Here is a 16,148-nt window from a genome sequence, read left to right as displayed (position 1 = left end):
CCTTACCCGGCCTGTGGGCGCTGTGTTCATGGCCTTACCCGGCCTGGGGCGCTGCGTTCATGGCCTTACCTGGCCTGGGGCGCTGCGTTCGTGGGCCTTACCCGGCCTGGGGCGCTGTGTTCACGGCCTAACCCGGCCTGGGGGGCTGTGTTCGTAGGCCGGGTAAGCGCAGCGCCACCCGGCGACAGCAACCTCAGTTCTGCAATACTGATGACACCAGCAGCTGGGTATACGGATGATGAGGATCGTCCAGCACCCGGTCGGTTAAGCCACTTTCCACCACCTGACCCTGTTTCATGACCAGCAGACGGTTAGCCAGCAGGCGCGCCACCCCCAGGTCGTGGGTGACAATCACCACCGCCAGGTTCAGCTCGACCACCAGACCACGCAGCAGGTCGAGCAGACGCGCCTGCACCGAGACATCCAGACCGCCGGTCGGCTCGTCCATAAACACCAGCTTCGGCTGGGTCACAAGGTTGCGGGCGATTTGCAAACGCTGCTGCATACCGCCGGAAAAAGTGGTGGGCAGATCGTCAATACGCGACGGCGGAATTTCGACATCGCTCAGCCACCGTTCGGCGGTGGCGCGGATATTTCCGTAGTGGCGTGCGCCGGTGGCCATCAGGCGCTCGCCGATATTGCCGCCCGCCGACACCTGGTGCCGCAGGCCGTCCATCGGATGCTGATGTACCACGCCCCATTCGGTGCGCAGCAGACGACGGCGATCCGCTTCGCTCATCGCATACAGCGAGCGGTTTTCATACCGCACTTCACCTTCCTGCGGCGCCAGGCGCGCCGAGAGGGCTTTCAGCAGAGTGGTTTTCCCCGAGCCGGACTCGCCCACGATACCCAGCACTTCACCGGGCCACAGTTCAAAAGAGACGTCGCTGAAGCCTTTGCCCGGCGCATAAAGATGGGTCAGATGATTGACCGCGAGTAACGGATGGCTCATTTGTTCAGCGCCTCGCTCTGTTGGCGGCAATAGTCGGTATCGGAGCAGACAAACATCCGTTTGCCGCTGTCATCGAGTACCACTTCATCAAGGTAGCTGTGGCGAGACCCGCAAATGGCGCAGGGTTCATCCCACTCCTGGACGGTAAAGGGGTGGTCGTCGAAATCGAGGCTCTCCACCGGGGTAAACGGCGGCACGGCGTAAATACGCTTTTCCCGCCCGGCGCCGAACAGCTGTAGCGCGGGCATCATGTGCATTTTCGGGTTGTCGAATTTAGGGATAGGCGACGGGTCCATCACATAGCGGCCGTTCACTTTTACCGGGTAGGCATAGGTGGTGGCGATATGACCGAAGCGGGCAATGTCTTCATACAGTTTCACCTGCATCACGCCGTACTCTTCCAGCGCATGCATGGTGCGGGTTTCGGTCTCGCGCGGCTCAATAAAGCGCAGCGGTTCCGGGATCGGCACCTGGAAGATCAGGATCTGATCTTCGGTGAGCGGCGTTTCCGGGATCCGGTGACGGGTCTGGATCAGCGTGGCATCGCAGGTTGCCTCGGTGGTCGCGACGCCGGTGACGCGCTTAAAAAACTGCCGTATCGACACCGCATTGGTGGTGTCATCGGCGCCCTGGTCAATCACCTTCAGCACGTCATGCTCACCGATGATACTGGCGGTCAGCTGAATACCGCCGGTGCCCCAGCCGTAGGGCATCGGCATTTCGCGGCCGCCGAACGGTACCTGGTAGCCGGGAATCGCCACCGCTTTGAGAATTGCCCGGCGGATCATGCGCTTGGTCTGCTCATCAAGATAAGCAAAGTTGTAGCCAGTGAGTGGGTTAGCCACGTTCGTTCTCCCGTTGCAGGCGTTTCAGCAGCGCCAGTTCGGCCTGGAAATCGACATAGTGGGGCAGCTTGAGATGCGAGACGAAACCGGCCGCCTCGACGTTATCGGCGTGGGCGAGGACAAACTCTTCATCCTGCGCTGGCCCGGCTATCTCCTCGCCGTAGTCCGGCGCCTGTAGCGCCCGGTCGACCAGCGCCATCGCCATCGCTTTGCGCTCGCTCAGGCCGAATACCAGGCCATAGCCGCGCGTAAAGTGCGGCGGCTCGCTTTCCGGCGCCACGAAACCGTTGACCATCTCGCATTCCGTCATCAGCAGTTCGCCGATATTGACCGTAAAACCCAGCTCTTCGGGGACGATCTCAATGGCGACGTAGCCGCTGCGAATCTCACCGGCAAAAGGGTGGTTGCGGCCGTAGCCGCGCTGCGTGGAGTAGGCCAGCGCCAGCAGATAGCCTTCATCGCCGCGCACCAGCTGTTGCAGGCGTGACGAGCGAGAACAGGGATAGACCGGCGGATTGCGGGTGATGTCGTCGGGCCGGGCGTGGGACTCCTGTTCCGCTTTCGCCAGCCCCTGCTGCACCAGCAGGTTAAAAACGTGCGGTGTGGCTTCCGGCGGCCGTTCGGCGGTTTTCAGCGGCGGCGTTTCGCCGTTGGCCAGCAGGGTGAAATCCAGCAGGCGGTGGGTGTAATCGTAGGTCGGGCCGAGCATCTGGCCGCCGGGAATATCCTTATAGACCGCCGAAATACGGCGTTCCAGGCGCATGCTGGCGGTATCGACAGGTTCGCTCACCGCCAGCCGCTGCAGGGTGGTGCGATACGCGCGCAGTAAAAAAATGGCTTCGACGTTGTCACCGCTGGCCTGTTTGAGCGCCAGCGCCGCCAGTTCACGATCGGCGATGCCGCCTTCGGTCATCACCCGATCGACCGCCAGGTGTAGCTGTTGGGTAATCTGTTCAATGCTCAGTTCGGGAAGCCGTCCATCGCCTCGTCGTTTATGTTCCTGTAAGGCGTGAGCGGCTTCGATCGCTCGCTCTCCGCCTTTGACGGCAACGTACATCAGCAAACCTCCACGTGGGTGGTGCGCGGGATAGCCAGCAGGCGCTCGCCGCAGGTGAGGATCAGGTCAATGCCCAGCGGGAACGGGTGCGGGCGTTCGGTCAGCTCATCAATGATGCAGTCCGGCAGCTGCGGGGCAATCATGCGCTCCTCAGCGATACCGGCCCCGGTCAGGCGCAGCATGCGTCCGCCGCTGAGGCTGGCGAGTTGGACAATCAGCGTGACGCCGGTTTCCGGCGCAGCGACGGTACCAGCGGACAGGACGTTAAGCTGTTCGCTGCTGATACGTTCATCGGTGACGGCGAAGACCGCCTGCTGCGGCAGTTCCACCAGCGGTGCGCCGGTATGAAAACGTAAGTTCTGGCCGACGAGGTCGTTATGCAGCGCCGATGAGAGCCAGACCGGCGTTTCGTGGTCCGCCAGTGTCAGCAGCAGGCTGGTGGAGGCGATATTCAACGGCTGCCAGCCGTGCTGGAGCTGCTGCAGGGCGACAATGACGCCCGGCTCGCTCATGGCTTTGAGCAGGCGACGAAAACTGTGCTGGGCATCCGGCACCGGTAGGGTAAAAGCGGTTTGTAAGGTCATGCGTTATCTCCGCGAACCAGAGTAAAGAAGTCCACCCGGCTGGCGTTGACTTCGGCGCGTCGGGCTTCAATGCGTGCGCTTCGTTGTGCTTCCAGCGGGGTAATCAGGGTTTCCATTAAGGTGTGAAAATGGTGGGGCGATTGCATCAGCGCGTCGATGGTGGCGCAGCGTTCGGCATGTGGTCGATCGCGCCCGAGGATCCAGCTGTAGCCGATGGTGCCGTCGGCAAGGCGAATGGCGGCGCGGGTGAGGGTGGCGTCGCCGGCGAAGAAGCGATCGCCGATCCCGCCCATCCGTGCCTGCAGCTGCACCAGGCCGGTTTCCGGCACGCGAATCAGTTCATAGTCCGGCGCCAGCTGCAGGGTCTGCATCCGTGCCAGCAGCTCCTCGGGTTCACTGTGGGCCAGCACGGACATCCAGCGCTGGCGGGTTGCGGTATCAAAGTGCATTCAGTGCTCCATGGTGAATTCAATCATGTCCGCCCGGGTCAGGCTGACGGAGTACTCCGTAGCCTGCGTTTCGCCCGCGCGGTGGTTCAGGGTTCTCACGCACAGCAGCGGCGCCATGTTGGGGATCCCGAGAATATTGCTCTCTTTAGCCTGGGCGCGACGGGCGCTGATTTTGGTGCGCGCGCGGGTCAGTTCGACATCCAGCCGTTGGCGCAGGAAATCGTGCAGTGAACCCTGGGTGAAAGTTTGCAGCGCTGGCCAGAAGCGCAGGTCGGTGAAGTAGTGGTCGATCAGGCACAGCGCGACGCCGTTGACGCGGCGCAGGGTCCGGAGATGAATGACGTTGTCGCCTTCATCAATGCCAAAGGCTTCGGCGACATGGCTGCTGGCCGGGCGCAGTACCGACAGCAGCTTTTCGCTGGTCGGGTGGCTGCCCTGATCGAGCAGATTCTGGCTGAAGCGCGCCTGGGCATTGAGCGGATAGTCGATTGGGCGCATCAGCACCAGCACGCCAACCCCCTGACGACGCTGGACCCAGCCGCGTTCAACCAGCTGATCGATCGCCCGGCGCAGGGTATGGCGGTTGACTTCAAAACGCGTGGCCAGCTGTTGTTCAGCCGGAAGGTAGTCGCCGCAGCGGTAGTGATGGCGTAGCTCCTGCTCAAGTCTGGCGGCAATTTCCTGATACCGGGTCGGATAACTGGTCGGATGTCTGGATAAGTACATGTCAGTCAAGCCTCACTAAGCAGAAGAAGGGATTTCCCTCTGAGAGTGGCCCGATCCTGACGCGTTTTTGTTACATTCCGGTTAACACACAATGACCGGCGGATGAAGAGTTGGTGCCAGCTGAGTGACAGGGCGGGAGAACCCGCCCGGAGGGGGAAGTTTTACGCTTGTTTGACGACGTTCACCATCCACGGCACGCCAAAGCGGTCGATGGTTTTACCAAAGCCGTGGGCCCAGAAGGTTTCCTGCCAGTCCATCTCGACGCTCCCGCCGTCGGCGAGGCTATCGAACCAGCGCTTGCCCTCGGCCAGGTCCTGAGTATCGAGTACCAGGGTAAAGCCGGCGTAGCGATCGGTCTCGCCGCCCGGGCTGTCGCCGAGCATGAGCTCGCTACCCGCGACGCGCAGGCTGGCATGAGCGATACAGTCGGCGGATAAATGTTGGCCGGAAGGGCAGCCATCCTGGGCATCCTGGGCATTCTGCGGCATTTCGCCGTAGGTGATTTGGTGGACAAGTTCGGCGCCCAGCGTTTGCCGATAGAACGCTATCGCCGCTGCGCAGTTGCCGCTAAAGGTGATGTAAGGACTTAAGGGCATAACCATTACCTCAGGTAACGAAGACCCATTAAGTGTAGAAGGTGATGAGCCATCCAGACCAGGCGGTAGAGCCGGGTCTGGATGCTGCGACATGCGGGAAATAATCAGGCGGCGCAGCGGAAATATATCCGTTCATTTATCCCGGCGGCCGTTTCAGGAGCGGGAAAATAAATCTCCGGTGCCGGGGAAATAGAATTAGTTCTTTTTGACGAACTCGGATTTCAACTTCATCGGACCAAAACCATCAATTTTACAGTCGATGTTATGATCGCCTTCCACCAGTCGGATATTCTTCACTTTGGTGCCGATTTTCAGCATTGAAGAGCTGCCTTTAACTTTGAGATCTTTTACTACGGTGACGCTGTCGCCGTCGGCGAGTAAATTACCGTTGGCATCTTTGACCACCAGCGCGTCGTTATCATCCGCAGGCTCGGCATTGTTCCATTCGTGGGCGCATTCCGGGCAGATAAACATGCCGCCGTCTTCATAAGTGTATTCAGAATGGCATTTTGGGCAGTGTGGCAGTTGCATGACGTTCCTCGCGATTACTGGGTAAAACAGGACGTTGGTCCATTAAATGGCAGCTGATAGCCGAAAGTGTAAGTGATTATAGCGCAATCCCGCATTTTTGTCGGGCCTTTTTTATGAGTTACCGCCGGGAAGAAATGAATATATCACGTGAAGAGTGACGGGGTTATTTGCATAAAAACCGCCAGATATTTCCGGAAATGTATTGCTAAGTTCCAATATTCATTGAACTTATTGGTTTTAGCCGACTCTGTTTAAGGGTAGGTAAATTTTTGTGAAGTTGATCCCAAATTTAAACGCTGTTAGGGTAAAAAGGCGAGAACGCAAATTCACTACACTTATTAGCGGCACCGCATATTCATTATGGCCAGAGCAGGCGTCAACAGGTTCGGTTGTACGGACTGTCAGCAGACAGTGCAGGCAAACCTGCTACGCTTGAAATGTGGAGCACAGCAATTCGCCGCTCCCAACGCATGACGCGAATGACCTTGTCATTCGGCGGAGATTCGTGCGCTCAAGGCGAGAGCAAAAGAGGATAATTATGCTTAAAAGGAAAAAAGTAAAACCCATCACGCTTCGGGATGTGACCATCATTGATGACAGCAAACTGAAGAAAGCGATTACCGCAGCATCGCTGGGTAATGCGATGGAGTGGTTCGATTTTGGTGTGTATGGTTTTGTGGCGTATGCCTTAGGTAAAGTCTTCTTCCCCGATGCCGATCCCAGCGTGCAGATGATTGCCGCGTTAGGGACCTTCTCCGTTCCGTTCTTAATCCGTCCGCTAGGCGGCCTGTTCTTCGGCATGCTGGGCGATAAATATGGTCGGCAAAAGATACTGGCCATCACCATTGTCATCATGTCGATCAGTACCTTCTGTATCGGTCTGATTCCGTCTTACGCCTCGATTGGTATCTGGGCGCCGATTCTGCTGCTGCTGTGTAAAATGGCGCAGGGCTTCTCGGTGGGCGGCGAGTATACCGGTGCATCCATCTTTGTTGCTGAATACTCTCCCGACCGCAAGCGCGGCTTTATGGGGAGCTGGCTGGACTTTGGTTCGATAGCCGGCTTTGTCCTGGGCGCCGGCGTGGTGGTGCTGATTTCTAGCGTGGTGGGTGAAGAGAACTTCCTCAGCTGGGGATGGCGTTTACCGTTCTTCCTGGCCCTGCCGTTAGGGCTGATTGGTCTCTATCTTCGTCATGCGCTGGAAGAGACTCCGGCGTTCCAGCAGCACGTTGATACCCTTGAGCAGGGCGATCGTGAAGGGTTACAGGAAGGGCCAAAAGTCTCCTTTAAAGAGATTGCGACCAAACACTGGCGCAGCCTGCTGACCTGTATCGGTCTGGTGATTTCCACCAACGTGACCTACTACATGTTGCTCACCTACATGCCGAGCTACCTGTCGCATAACCTGCACTACTCGGAAGATCACGGGGTGCTGATTATTATTGCGATCATGGTCGGTATGCTGTTCGTCCAGCCGATTATCGGTATGCTCAGTGACCGCTTCGGCCGTCGTCCGTTTATTCTGATCGGTAGCGTGGCGCTGTTTACCCTGTCGATTCCGGCCTTTATCATGATTAACAGCAACGTTATTGGCCTGATTTTCGCGGGTCTGCTGCTGCTGGCGGTGGTGCTCAACTGCTTCATCGGGGTGATGGCGTCCTCGCTGCCGGCGATGTTCCCGACCCATATTCGTTTTAGCGCCCTGGCCAGCGCCTTTAATATTTCGGTGCTGATTGCCGGTCTGACGCCGACTCTGGCGGCCTGGCTGGTGGAAACCTCGCAGAACCTGATGATGCCGGCTTACTATCTGATGGTCATTGCGGTTATCGGGCTGATGACCGGTCTGACGATGAAAGAGACGGCAAACCGCCCGCTGAAAGGGGCGACGCCTGCGGCTTCGGATATCCAGGAAGCGAAAGAAATTCTCGGCGAGCACTACGATAACATCGAACACAAAATCGAAGATCTCGATCAGGAGATTGCGGATTTGCAGGAAAAACGCTCCCGACTGGTGCAGCAGCACCCGCGTATTAACGAATAATCGGTTCTTGCGTTAAATCATGCCGCCGTGGGCTTCCCCGGCGGCATTTTTTATGCCCGTTTATGGCTGCGCGGGCGGCAGGCCCTGCCGGCGCTGCTGGCTGAGCTTACGATACTGCTGCGGCGGCATACCAACGTACTTGCTAAAGGTACTGTAGAAGCGGCTGCTGGAGCGAAAACCGGCGGTCAGGGCGATGTCGAGGATCGTCTTATCGGTGTCGCTGAGCAGGGCGCGCACGTGGTTGATGCGCATCGCGGTAATGTACTGCTTCATGGTTTGCTGCATCACCCGCTGGAAAATGCCCATTGCATAGTTGGGGTTCAGTTTGACATGCTCGGCAACGGCATCGACGGTCAGCGCCTGATCGTAGTGGGCGGCGATAAATTCCAGCATCTGGCTGACGTAAAACTGCGCATGCCGCGAGACGCTGTGTTTGTGGGTGCGTGAGGTTTTATTGACCAGGATCGGCTGCCAGCCGGAAAGGCTAAAGCGCTTAAGCATCAGCGCGATTTCATCGATCGCCAGCTGGCGAATCTGTTCGTTGTCGTTGTTGAGCTCCTGCTGCCAGCGCTGGACTTCAAAGACGCTGAGCTGCTGGGCGGAGAGCGATTTAATCACCATGCCGTGGGTGACGTTATTGATCAGTTCGCGATCCAGCGGCCAGGATAAAAACAGATGCATCGGCAGATTAAAGATAGCCATTTGTCGGCAATTGCCGGGGCGAGTCAGCTGGTGCGGCGTACAGGCCCAGAACAGGGTGATATAGCCCTGTTTGATGAGCACCGCTTCATTGTTAATCAGATACTCCACATCGCCGTCGAACGGCACGTTGACCTCCACCTGGCCATGCCAGTGGCTGGTGGCCATCGCGTGGGGCGGGCGCAGCTCAATATCCATCCGCTGATATTCGGAATAGAGCGCCAGCGGGCTGCGGGTCTGTTTCTCGTCGCTGCTGCTCATATGCGGGTCGTGGCGCGAAGGCGGGCGGTTTTGTTCCATGACGGCGTGGGTTCCTGAATCATCACACTTGCTGGTTTTTTGCACCGGTATGCCGGTATCTTAGCGGATTAAACGGCCCGTTTTCTCTACTTTTTCGCCGATTTGTTCCCATAAACTCAGATTTCGTGTTGTCCCGCCGCCAATCTGAGTTTCCGGGAATGCTCTGTCGGGAAGAGGGCAGCGGGAAGCCGCGCGGACGTGCCACTCTGCAGGGGTTCAATGACCTGATGGAGAGAGCACTATGTCTGCCCCAAAAATTACGTTTATCGGCGCTGGCTCAACGGTTTTCGTCAAAAATATTCTCGGTGACGTTTTTCAGCGCCCGGCGTTGAAATCGGCGCACGTTGCGCTGATGGATATCGATGCGACCCGGCTGGAAGAGTCGCACATTGTGGTGCGTAAGCTGATGGATTCCGTCGGCGCCGACGGTGAAATTAGCTGCCATCGCGAGCAGAGAACTGCGCTGAAGGATGCGGATTTTGTGGTGGTGGCTTTTCAGATTGGCGGCTATCAGCCCTGTACCGTCACCGATTTTGAAGTCTGTAAGCTGCATGGCCTGGAACAAACCATTGCCGATACGCTCGGCCCGGGCGGGATTATGCGCGCATTACGCACCATTCCACACCTGTGGCGCATTTGCGAGGACATGACGGAAGTGTGCCCGCAGGCGACCATGCTGAACTACGTTAATCCGATGGCGATGAATACCTGGGCAATGTATGCGCGCTATCCGCATATTAAACAGGTGGGGTTGTGCCATTCGGTGCAGGGAACGGCGGAAGAACTGGCGCACGATCTCGATCTCGACCCGGCGGATTTGCGCTATCGCTGCGCGGGCATCAACCATATGGCGTTCTATCTGTCGCTGGAGAAAAAACGGGCCGACGGCAGCTACGTCAGCATTTATCCGGATATGCTGCAGGCCTTTGCCGACGGGCGGGCGCCGAAGCATCGGGAGAACTCGCGCTGCCAGAATATTGTTCGCTATGAGATGTTCAAAAAGCTGGGCTACTTCGTGACGGAGTCGTCAGAGCACTTCGCGGAATATACGCCGTGGTTTATCAAGCCGGGGCGTGAAGATCTGATTGAACGCTATCAGGTGCCGCTGGACGAATATCCAAAACGCTGCGTGGAGCAGGTGGCCAACTGGCACAAAGAGCTGGAGCAGTATAAAACCCGCGAGCGGATTGAGATTAAACCCTCCCGCGAGTATGCCAGCACCATCATCAACGCCCTCTGGACCGGTGAGCCGAGCGTCGTGTACGGTAACGTGCGCAACGAGGGGCTGATCGACAACCTGCCGCAAGGGTGCTGCGTGGAAGTGGCCTGTCTGGTGGATGCGAACGGCATTCAGCCCACCAAAGTCGGGAGGCTGCCTGCGCACCTGGCGGCGCTGATGCAGACCAATATTAACGTCCAGACTCTGCTGACCGAGGCCATTCTTACCGAGAACCGGGACTACATCTATTACGCCACGATGATGGATCCGCATACCTCTGCCGCGCTGGGCATCGAAGAGATTTATGCGCTGGTGGACGATTTGATTGCCAGCCACGGCGACTGGCTGCCGGAGTGGGTACATCGTTAGGCGGTTCTGTATGAGGCAGGGCGTCGCATTTCTGCCGGGCGGCGGCCAGCGCCTTGCCCGGCCTACCGGTTTTAGGCCATCAAAAGATGCCTGGTCTTTTGTTGACCCGCGCAGGCGGGCCATGGCAGAAGAGCCTGCTGTGCTACCGGCTTAACTATGCGCCAGAAAACGGGCCAGCTGCTGCTGCAGCAGCCGGTTTTCGCGGGTCAGCCGCGCATTCTCATCGAGCAGCGTTAACGCCACCGCGATACCCGGCCAGTCCAGCTCCAGCTCCCGACGCAGGCGCATCGCGCGGTGGACAATCATCACCGCGCTATCGTCGAACAACCAGACCTCCGTCAGCGGCTGGCGTGGTTCAATCACGCCCAGGCCGACGATCTCCCGCAGATCCTCTTCGGAAACGCCGGTATGCAGACAAAACTCCGTCATCGTAAAGGTCACTGCCATTTTAGCCATTATGCTTTCCCCCATGCTTGACGCGGCTCGAAGCCGGCCTCTGCATCGGCCAGCTGTTGCCAGAGCGCGCTGGCTTTCTCATTCGGTTTGGGCGGCATGACGATTTTAATCACGGCATATAAATCGCCGGTGGCCGTTTTGCTGGCCAGCCCTTTCCCTTTAATACGTAAACGCTGTCCCGCCTGGCTACCCGGCGGGATGGTCAGCAGGATGCTCTCTTTGAGCGTCGGGATGGTCACTTTGGCGCCAAGCGCCGCCTCCCACGGTGCGAGCGGCAGAACGATTTCCAGGTTATGGCCCACAATATCAAACAGCGGATGCGGCGCGATGTGGATAACCAGCCACAGATCGCCATTCGGTCCGCCGTTTTCTCCCGGCGTTCCCTGACCTTTCAGGCGAATACGCTGCCCGTCGCTGACCCCGGCGGGAATTTTCACATTCAGGGTTTTCGGTGTTTCGCTTTCAACCATTCCGAAGACGTTATAGACCGGCAGTTTGTAGCTGATGGTGCGCGTCTGCTCGGCCAGTGTCTCTTCAAGGAACACCGCGACTTCAATTTCTAAATCATGGCCGCGGGCGGCATGCTGGCGGCGGGACTGGTGCGCCTGCTGACCAAACATCGACGAGAAGATGTCGTCAAAATCCTGCTGGCTGTAGCTTTGTTCGCGGGAGTGCTGCTGGCGGCCAAATTGCGGGTCGTTGCGGTGCTGCCAGAGCTGGTCATATTCGGCGCGGCGCTGTTCATCTTTCAGGACTTCCCAGGCTTCGGCGAGATCTTTAAATTGCGCTTCGGCATCGCTTTCTTTACTGACATCGGGGTGATATTTACGAGCCAGGCGGCGGTAGGCGGTCTTAATTGTTTTTAGATCGTCTGTTGGCTTAACCCCTAGAATGGCATAATAATCCTTTAATTCCATGGCGTTATCTCATTTGACTTGCTGCGGTGGTCACGACTTTCAGTCATAAGCTTAGGGCAAATGAGTGCCGGTAGGGAAGGAATCTGGCGGAAACTTGACGCCGTCGGGATTGACGGCGTCTGTCAGCGGCGGGCGCTTAGCTGGCCGGACGCGCCCGGCCGTTGCGACGAAGTCCTTCCAGCAGCACCAGCGCCGCGCCGAGGGCGCCGGCGATAAGCGGTAGCGCATCGGGTGCCTGCGGAAACAGGCGTACGATGGTGGGGTCGGTAACCCACATCGAGCCGGCTATCCAGCCGATAAGGGCGCCTCCCAGCAGGATAACAACCGGGAAGCGGTTAAGGATGGCCAGTACCAGCTTACTGCCTGCCACGATGATCGGAATACTGATCAATACGCCCAACGCGACCAGCAGCAGGTGGCCTTTCCCGGCGGCGGCGACCGCCAGCACGTTATCCATCGACATAATAACATCGGCCACCGTGATGGTGACCGCGGTCCGCCACAGGCTGCCTGAGCTGCCGATCTCTTCATCTTCATCCTGATGGGCAACCAGCTTGATACCGATCCACAGCAGCAGGAGCGCCCCGACAATTTTCAGCCACGGCAGAGAGAGCAGGTAGACGGCAATGGCCAACAGCAGAACGCGGGCCAGAATGGCGCCGAAGGTGCCAATAATAATCGCTTTGGTACGCTGTTCGGGCGGCAGCTTGCGGCACGCCATGGCGATCACCACCGCATTGTCGCCGCCCAGCAGCAGATCGATTGCGATGATTTGTAGCAAAATAACAACAACATCCCACTGATTGAATAGCTCGTTCATGCCTGACTCATATCATGTTAAAAAAAGTATCCTCAAGGGAAAAAGCGCAGCAAGCGTACCTCTGTTCTGACGCATTGACCACTGCCCGGCAAAAGAGCGCTGGGGTCGCCCATGCGCGATATTGAAAAAAAAAGTTACGAATCAATGCATCGTGCCGGGATGATTCACTGGAAAAGGATGGTACTTTGTTTTGTCAGACCCACCTGCCGTTTACTCATCGCAAGGATTATCCTCATGGCTGGTACGAAAAAAATATTGATTGGCGCGTTGCTGGGCACCACGCTTCTTCCGGCTTTGGCCATTGCCGCGGAGGCGCCGGCAGCAACTTTTACCCCGGAGCAGGAAGCCCGCATTGGCAAAATTGCCGCGGATTACTTAGTCGCGCATCCGGAGGTGCTGCTGCAGGCGAGCCAGAAGCTTCAGCAGATTCAGCAGGAACAGCAGGCGAGCGCGGCAACTCAGGCCGTGATTAAAAACCAGGCTGCGCTGACCCAGGATAAAAATACCCCGACCTACGGACCGGCCAATGGCAAGGTGACCGTGATCGAATTCTTTGATTATCAGTGTATTTACTGTAGCCGTCTGGCGCCGGTGATGGAGCAGGTGATTAAAGAAAATCCGCAGACCCGGTTTGCGTTTAAAGAGTGGCCCATTTTCGGCAGTCGCTGGGAGACCTCGTTGACGGCGGCGAAGACGGGCCTGCAAATTTACCAGCAGAAGGGCGCGGAAGCTTACCTGACCTACCATAACGGGATTTACGCCACCGGGCATAACGAAGGGAAGCTGACGGCCGCGGATGTGCAGCAGCAGGCGAAGAAAGTGAATTTCGACGCGAAGAAAGCGCCGGATGTTGCGGCTGCCCTCGAGAGCACCAACCAGCTGGCGCAGGAGATTGGCTTAAGCGGAACGCCGGGCGTAATCGTGATGCCGACCACCGGCGCGACCGAAGCCACGATTACCGTCTTCCCGGGTCTGGCTGATAAAGACTCGCTGGATGCGGCGATTAAGAAGGCTGGCGGCAACTGAGTATTTATAGTCGGATTCATCGCCGCAAGAACCCACCTGGCGGTGGGTTTTTCACATCATGCTCAGCAGGGCGCACCGCATCGGCATAATCATCTGGCAGAGCCCATCCTTAGTCTGCGCTTATGACGTGGCAGTCTGGAAGAGAGCGCTGACGGGAATATGGTGAGGAAGTCAGGGCAGCTGCGGGATTATCTTGTTGCATTCAGGCAATGTTTGCGTGCCTGTATTCGTGCCGTCGGTTAACTGAGAAGATGTGCGATTGGCAGGGGAGCGCGCAGTAAAAATCCCTGTACGGCATCGGCTCCGCTGTTACGGCTGAGCGCGTAATCTTGTCCGGTTTCAACTCCCTCAATGACGACTCGTTCGCCCATCTCGCGATAGCGTGCAATCAGCGCGGCCAGCTGTGGTTCTGCTGTTCTGAGCTGGTGAAATAGCTCGCTGGAGATTTTTATCGCGTCAAAACGCATCCCCGTGCGCTGCCAAATCGGTACCTGATGCGGATACAAATCATCGAGCCAGACTTTAAACCCCGCTCGATAGAGAGTACGTATCGCTGCCAGTACGATTTGTCGTTCGTCCCTGGCAAGGTGCAGCATATTACCAGGGTCCTGTATTTCAATAATAATCCGCGTTGGACGCCCCTGCGCAATCAGCGCCTGGATAAACGCTGGCTGAGTCATCATGTTGAGTGACATGTTGAGAGAGAAACGGCCTGGTAATGCGATAACTTGTTGGATTTGCCACAAAAATAACTGTTGTTTCGCCTGAACAGAGAGATGGCGAAAGAATGCATCTGGCGAGAGTTTCGTCTGAATCTGACTTAGCACTTCAGTGACGTTAGAGACAGAATCTGCAAAAAAGTGGATCATTTCGAGCCGGATCCCGCAAACCGGGCTCAGTTCCCGGTGATGGCTCATCTCTGACGGGAATCGGACATTCTCAATCTTTCTGCTCATGTTCATTGTTTCTGTGATTGAAGGGGCGCCGTGTGTCCTGTAGCCAGGGGATGCGGCGGTCTTTTGGGTACTCGAGATAAAAGCGGTGCGCCAGGTGGCGGGCTAGCGCAAAATCGTGCTGATGCTGGGCAATCAAAATGCGTGTGAATGAGACATTCGGATCGGGATGGACACGCACGTAGCGGGAGGCCCAGTGCCGAAAGGCGTTCAGCCACCGTTCGTCCTTCGTCTGTTGATAACGTTGCAGGTAGCCCATGTGGATATCGAACTGATACCGGGACCTCAGAAGCCAGCCACCGGGAGGAACCTGGGCCTGAAGCCGCCACTGCTCTCCCTGTCGTTCAATGGCGGTCAGCTGCTGCTGAATGTGCAGCGTTTTTCCCAGCAGTGGGATCACCATCAGGGTCAGCAGCGCGAGCAAGGTGCGGATCGTCATTGTGGTCACCCCGGCGAGCTGTGTTCCTTTTATCGGGCGATCCGCACAACGCATCAGCAGGATCAACAACAACCAGTGTGGCGTCGATTGCCAGACGGGGTACTCCGTCAACATATGGATCAAGACGGGAACCGCGCAGAGTAAGCAGGCGCGACGCCAGACATTGCCAGCCAGCCAGAGCCTGAATCCGGCAGAGATAAAACAGGCGGTGCCGGCCAGCCCGACCATGCCGCCTTCAACCAGCCATAGCACCAGTTCATTATGCGGGTGAGCAATCCGGCTCAGCCCCGTGTGGCCAAAATGCATCAGAAAGAGGGCGGGAAAGCTGCCGACTCCGGAGCCCATCCAGGGATGATGAGTAAACAGTGTCCAGCAGTCGCGGAGGACTTCCCAGCGGGTGCGGGTGGAGGTCTGATGATCGATGATCGCGACGGATAGCAGGCGCCGTACGCACTCCCCCAGCGCCATGCCCAGAATCAGGAGCAGCAATAATCCTGCCAGCCGCCGCCGTGCAGGAAAGCAACACAGCAGCAGAAACCAGCCGATAAACAGTGACAGATATCCGGTCTGGGACTGGCTTTCATGCAGCACAAACCCCATTAACAGCATGCCTGCGCCGATGGCAATACGGCATCGGGCGCCGGTGCGTAAGGCGAGGGTCGCGGACAGCAGAGTTCCGCTTGCCGTGAAGCTGGCCATCAGGTTGACCTGTTGAAAAATGCCATATGGGCGCGCGTCTCGCCACCAGGGAAATTCCCAGAACTGCGCCAGAGGCAGATGCAGGTACTGAAGGGTGAATATGCCGCATTCGAGCAGACTTGCTCCCCACAGGATTGTGAGTAACTGAGTGAAGACCTTGCCTGTCAGCGGAATTTGCAGCAGAACCAGATAAAACAATGCGCCGCCGGTTATCGCACCGGCAACGAGGATGGCTTCCGAACGCCAGATCGCAGGCGTCAACAGGCAAAGCAGCGTCAGGAGGAAGGTGCCTGCGATAATGAACAACGATGGCGTCGTGATGCGCCATCTTCGGCGGGATAACAAACAGGATGCACCGCCCATTATCAGCCCGGCGTAGAGCCACGCCATGATATTCATCGGCAGTGACAGCCCGCTTCCACCGTTATTTGGCCAGTAAAGGTGGAGAGTGATACCCCAGAACGCCGTGC

The 16,148-nt window shown here is 57.6% G+C and carries 17 protein-coding genes; 3 read left to right on the top strand and 14 right to left on the bottom strand.

What is annotated here, in order from left to right; translation table 11 throughout:
- Positions 1-193 precede the first annotated feature (193 nt).
- The 8 genes from phnK to GRPL_RS22725 all read right to left on the bottom strand — a co-directional run bounded on the left by phnK (position 194) and on the right by GRPL_RS22725 (position 5,740).
- Positions 194-952: a phosphonate C-P lyase system protein PhnK gene (gene phnK / locus GRPL_RS22690; RefSeq protein ID WP_032698357.1), complete on the bottom strand. Its 759-nt coding sequence runs from the start codon at positions 950-952 to the stop codon at positions 194-196.
- On the bottom strand, positions 949-1,797 hold the full coding sequence (locus GRPL_RS22695) for an alpha-D-ribose 1-methylphosphonate 5-phosphate C-P-lyase PhnJ (protein ID WP_032698356.1): 849 nt from the start codon (positions 1,795-1,797) through the stop codon (positions 949-951). Before GRPL_RS22695 ends, phnK begins: the two co-directional genes overlap by 4 nt.
- The gene (locus tag GRPL_RS22700) at positions 1,790-2,854 is read right to left on the bottom strand and encodes a carbon-phosphorus lyase complex subunit (protein ID WP_032697123.1); all 1,065 of its coding nucleotides are present in this window, start codon (positions 2,852-2,854) and stop codon (positions 1,790-1,792) included. The genes GRPL_RS22695 and GRPL_RS22700 overlap by 8 nt, the downstream gene beginning before the upstream one ends.
- Positions 2,854-3,438, bottom strand: coding sequence for a phosphonate C-P lyase system protein PhnH (gene phnH / locus GRPL_RS22705; protein WP_032698355.1), 585 nt, complete (start codon positions 3,436-3,438; stop codon positions 2,854-2,856). Before phnH ends, GRPL_RS22700 begins: the two co-directional genes overlap by 1 nt.
- Positions 3,435-3,887, bottom strand: coding sequence for a phosphonate C-P lyase system protein PhnG (phnG, locus tag GRPL_RS22710; RefSeq protein WP_032698354.1), 453 nt, complete (start codon positions 3,885-3,887; stop codon positions 3,435-3,437). Before phnG ends, phnH begins: the two co-directional genes overlap by 4 nt.
- Positions 3,888-4,613, bottom strand: a complete 726-nt coding sequence (gene phnF / locus GRPL_RS22715) for a phosphonate metabolism transcriptional regulator PhnF (RefSeq protein ID WP_032689888.1) — start codon at positions 4,611-4,613, stop codon at positions 3,888-3,890.
- Between the two features lie 161 nt (positions 4,614-4,774).
- Positions 4,775-5,209 (bottom strand): VOC family metalloprotein YjdN, encoded by a 435-nt coding sequence (gene yjdN / locus GRPL_RS22720; RefSeq protein WP_032697124.1) that lies wholly within the window; start codon positions 5,207-5,209, stop codon positions 4,775-4,777.
- 195 nt (positions 5,210-5,404) lie between these two features.
- Entirely contained in the window at positions 5,405-5,740 is a 336-nt protein-coding gene (locus GRPL_RS22725; RefSeq protein WP_004097870.1) for a zinc ribbon domain-containing protein YjdM, read from the bottom strand.
- A 538-nt stretch (positions 5,741-6,278) separates the two neighbouring features.
- Between GRPL_RS22725 and proP the strand changes: the two genes are divergently transcribed.
- On the top strand, positions 6,279-7,781 hold the full coding sequence (gene proP / locus GRPL_RS22730) for a glycine betaine/L-proline transporter ProP (protein ID WP_032689886.1): 1,503 nt from the start codon (positions 6,279-6,281) through the stop codon (positions 7,779-7,781).
- A gap of 60 nt (positions 7,782-7,841) precedes the next feature.
- On the opposite strand, the gene melR is transcribed toward proP, so the two are convergent.
- A complete protein-coding gene (gene melR, locus GRPL_RS22735; RefSeq protein WP_032689885.1) occupies positions 7,842-8,780 on the bottom strand; it encodes a transcriptional regulator MelR in 939 nt (312 codons plus the stop codon).
- A 241-nt stretch (positions 8,781-9,021) separates the two neighbouring features.
- Here melR and GRPL_RS22740 point away from each other — a divergent pair, with 241 nt between their 5' ends.
- Positions 9,022-10,368, top strand: coding sequence for an alpha-glucosidase/alpha-galactosidase (locus GRPL_RS22740; RefSeq protein WP_032689884.1), 1,347 nt, complete (start codon positions 9,022-9,024; stop codon positions 10,366-10,368).
- A 150-nt stretch (positions 10,369-10,518) separates the two neighbouring features.
- Here the strand turns inward: GRPL_RS22740 and cbpM are convergent, their stop codons facing one another.
- The 3 genes from cbpM to GRPL_RS22755 form a co-directional block, all read right to left on the bottom strand.
- A complete protein-coding gene (gene cbpM, locus GRPL_RS22745; RefSeq protein WP_032689883.1) occupies positions 10,519-10,824 on the bottom strand; it encodes a chaperone modulator CbpM in 306 nt (101 codons plus the stop codon).
- On the bottom strand, positions 10,824-11,741 hold the full coding sequence (gene cbpA / locus GRPL_RS22750) for a curved DNA-binding protein (RefSeq protein WP_032689882.1): 918 nt from the start codon (positions 11,739-11,741) through the stop codon (positions 10,824-10,826). Before cbpA ends, cbpM begins: the two co-directional genes overlap by 1 nt.
- Positions 11,742-11,877: 136 nt before the next feature.
- Positions 11,878-12,561: a TerC family protein gene (locus GRPL_RS22755; RefSeq protein WP_032697125.1), complete on the bottom strand. Its 684-nt coding sequence runs from the start codon at positions 12,559-12,561 to the stop codon at positions 11,878-11,880.
- 234 nt (positions 12,562-12,795) lie between these two features.
- Here GRPL_RS22755 and GRPL_RS22760 point away from each other — a divergent pair, with 234 nt between their 5' ends.
- Complete coding sequence (locus GRPL_RS22760) at positions 12,796-13,587, top strand: DsbA family protein (RefSeq protein WP_032689879.1); 792 nt, start codon at positions 12,796-12,798, stop codon at positions 13,585-13,587.
- 239 nt (positions 13,588-13,826) lie between these two features.
- Here the strand turns inward: GRPL_RS22760 and GRPL_RS22765 are convergent, their stop codons facing one another.
- A complete protein-coding gene (locus tag GRPL_RS22765; protein WP_050500290.1) occupies positions 13,827-14,543 on the bottom strand; it encodes an EAL domain-containing protein in 717 nt (238 codons plus the stop codon).
- The gene (locus tag GRPL_RS22770; protein WP_335198956.1) at positions 14,527-16,068 is read right to left on the bottom strand and encodes a PglL family O-oligosaccharyltransferase; all 1,542 of its coding nucleotides are present in this window, start codon (positions 16,066-16,068) and stop codon (positions 14,527-14,529) included. Before GRPL_RS22770 ends, GRPL_RS22765 begins: the two co-directional genes overlap by 17 nt.
- Between the last annotated feature and the right edge of the window lie 80 nt (positions 16,069-16,148).

The sequence above is a fragment of the Klebsiella planticola ATCC 33531 genome, from assembly GCF_000735435.1.
In the GTDB taxonomy this organism is placed as follows: Bacteria; Pseudomonadota; Gammaproteobacteria; order Enterobacterales; family Enterobacteriaceae; genus Klebsiella; species Klebsiella planticola.
Note: the sequence above shows the minus strand (reverse complement) of the source record. Positions and strands in the feature narration are given on the sequence as shown.

Excerpts from the sequence above, each read along its gene's own strand:
- phnK (WP_032698357.1), bottom strand. The coding sequence starts at position 952 with ATGAGCCATCCGTTACTCGCGGTCAATCATCTGACCCATCTTTATGCG.
- GRPL_RS22700 (WP_032697123.1), bottom strand. The coding sequence starts at position 2,854 with ATGTACGTTGCCGTCAAAGGCGGAGAGCGAGCGATCGAAGCCGCTCAC.
- phnH (WP_032698355.1), bottom strand. The coding sequence starts at position 3,438 with ATGACCTTACAAACCGCTTTTACCCTACCGGTGCCGGATGCCCAGCAC.
- phnG (WP_032698354.1), bottom strand. The coding sequence starts at position 3,887 with ATGCACTTTGATACCGCAACCCGCCAGCGCTGGATGTCCGTGCTGGCC.
- phnF (WP_032689888.1), bottom strand. The coding sequence starts at position 4,613 with ATGTACTTATCCAGACATCCGACCAGTTATCCGACCCGGTATCAGGAA.
- yjdN (WP_032697124.1), bottom strand. The coding sequence starts at position 5,209 with ATGCCCTTAAGTCCTTACATCACCTTTAGCGGCAACTGCGCAGCGGCG.
- GRPL_RS22725 (WP_004097870.1), bottom strand. The coding sequence starts at position 5,740 with ATGCAACTGCCACACTGCCCAAAATGCCATTCTGAATACACTTATGAA.
- proP (WP_032689886.1), top strand. The coding sequence starts at position 6,279 with ATGCTTAAAAGGAAAAAAGTAAAACCCATCACGCTTCGGGATGTGACC.
- melR (WP_032689885.1), bottom strand. The coding sequence starts at position 8,780 with ATGGAACAAAACCGCCCGCCTTCGCGCCACGACCCGCATATGAGCAGC.
- GRPL_RS22740 (WP_032689884.1), top strand. The coding sequence starts at position 9,022 with ATGTCTGCCCCAAAAATTACGTTTATCGGCGCTGGCTCAACGGTTTTC.
- cbpM (WP_032689883.1), bottom strand. The coding sequence starts at position 10,824 with ATGGCTAAAATGGCAGTGACCTTTACGATGACGGAGTTTTGTCTGCAT.
- cbpA (WP_032689882.1), bottom strand. The coding sequence starts at position 11,741 with ATGGAATTAAAGGATTATTATGCCATTCTAGGGGTTAAGCCAACAGAC.
- GRPL_RS22755 (WP_032697125.1), bottom strand. The coding sequence starts at position 12,561 with ATGAACGAGCTATTCAATCAGTGGGATGTTGTTGTTATTTTGCTACAA.
- GRPL_RS22760 (WP_032689879.1), top strand. The coding sequence starts at position 12,796 with ATGGCTGGTACGAAAAAAATATTGATTGGCGCGTTGCTGGGCACCACG.
- GRPL_RS22765 (WP_050500290.1), bottom strand. The coding sequence starts at position 14,543 with ATGAGCAGAAAGATTGAGAATGTCCGATTCCCGTCAGAGATGAGCCAT.
- GRPL_RS22770 (WP_335198956.1), bottom strand. The coding sequence starts at position 16,068 with ATGGCGTGGCTCTACGCCGGGCTGATAATGGGCGGTGCATCCTGTTTG.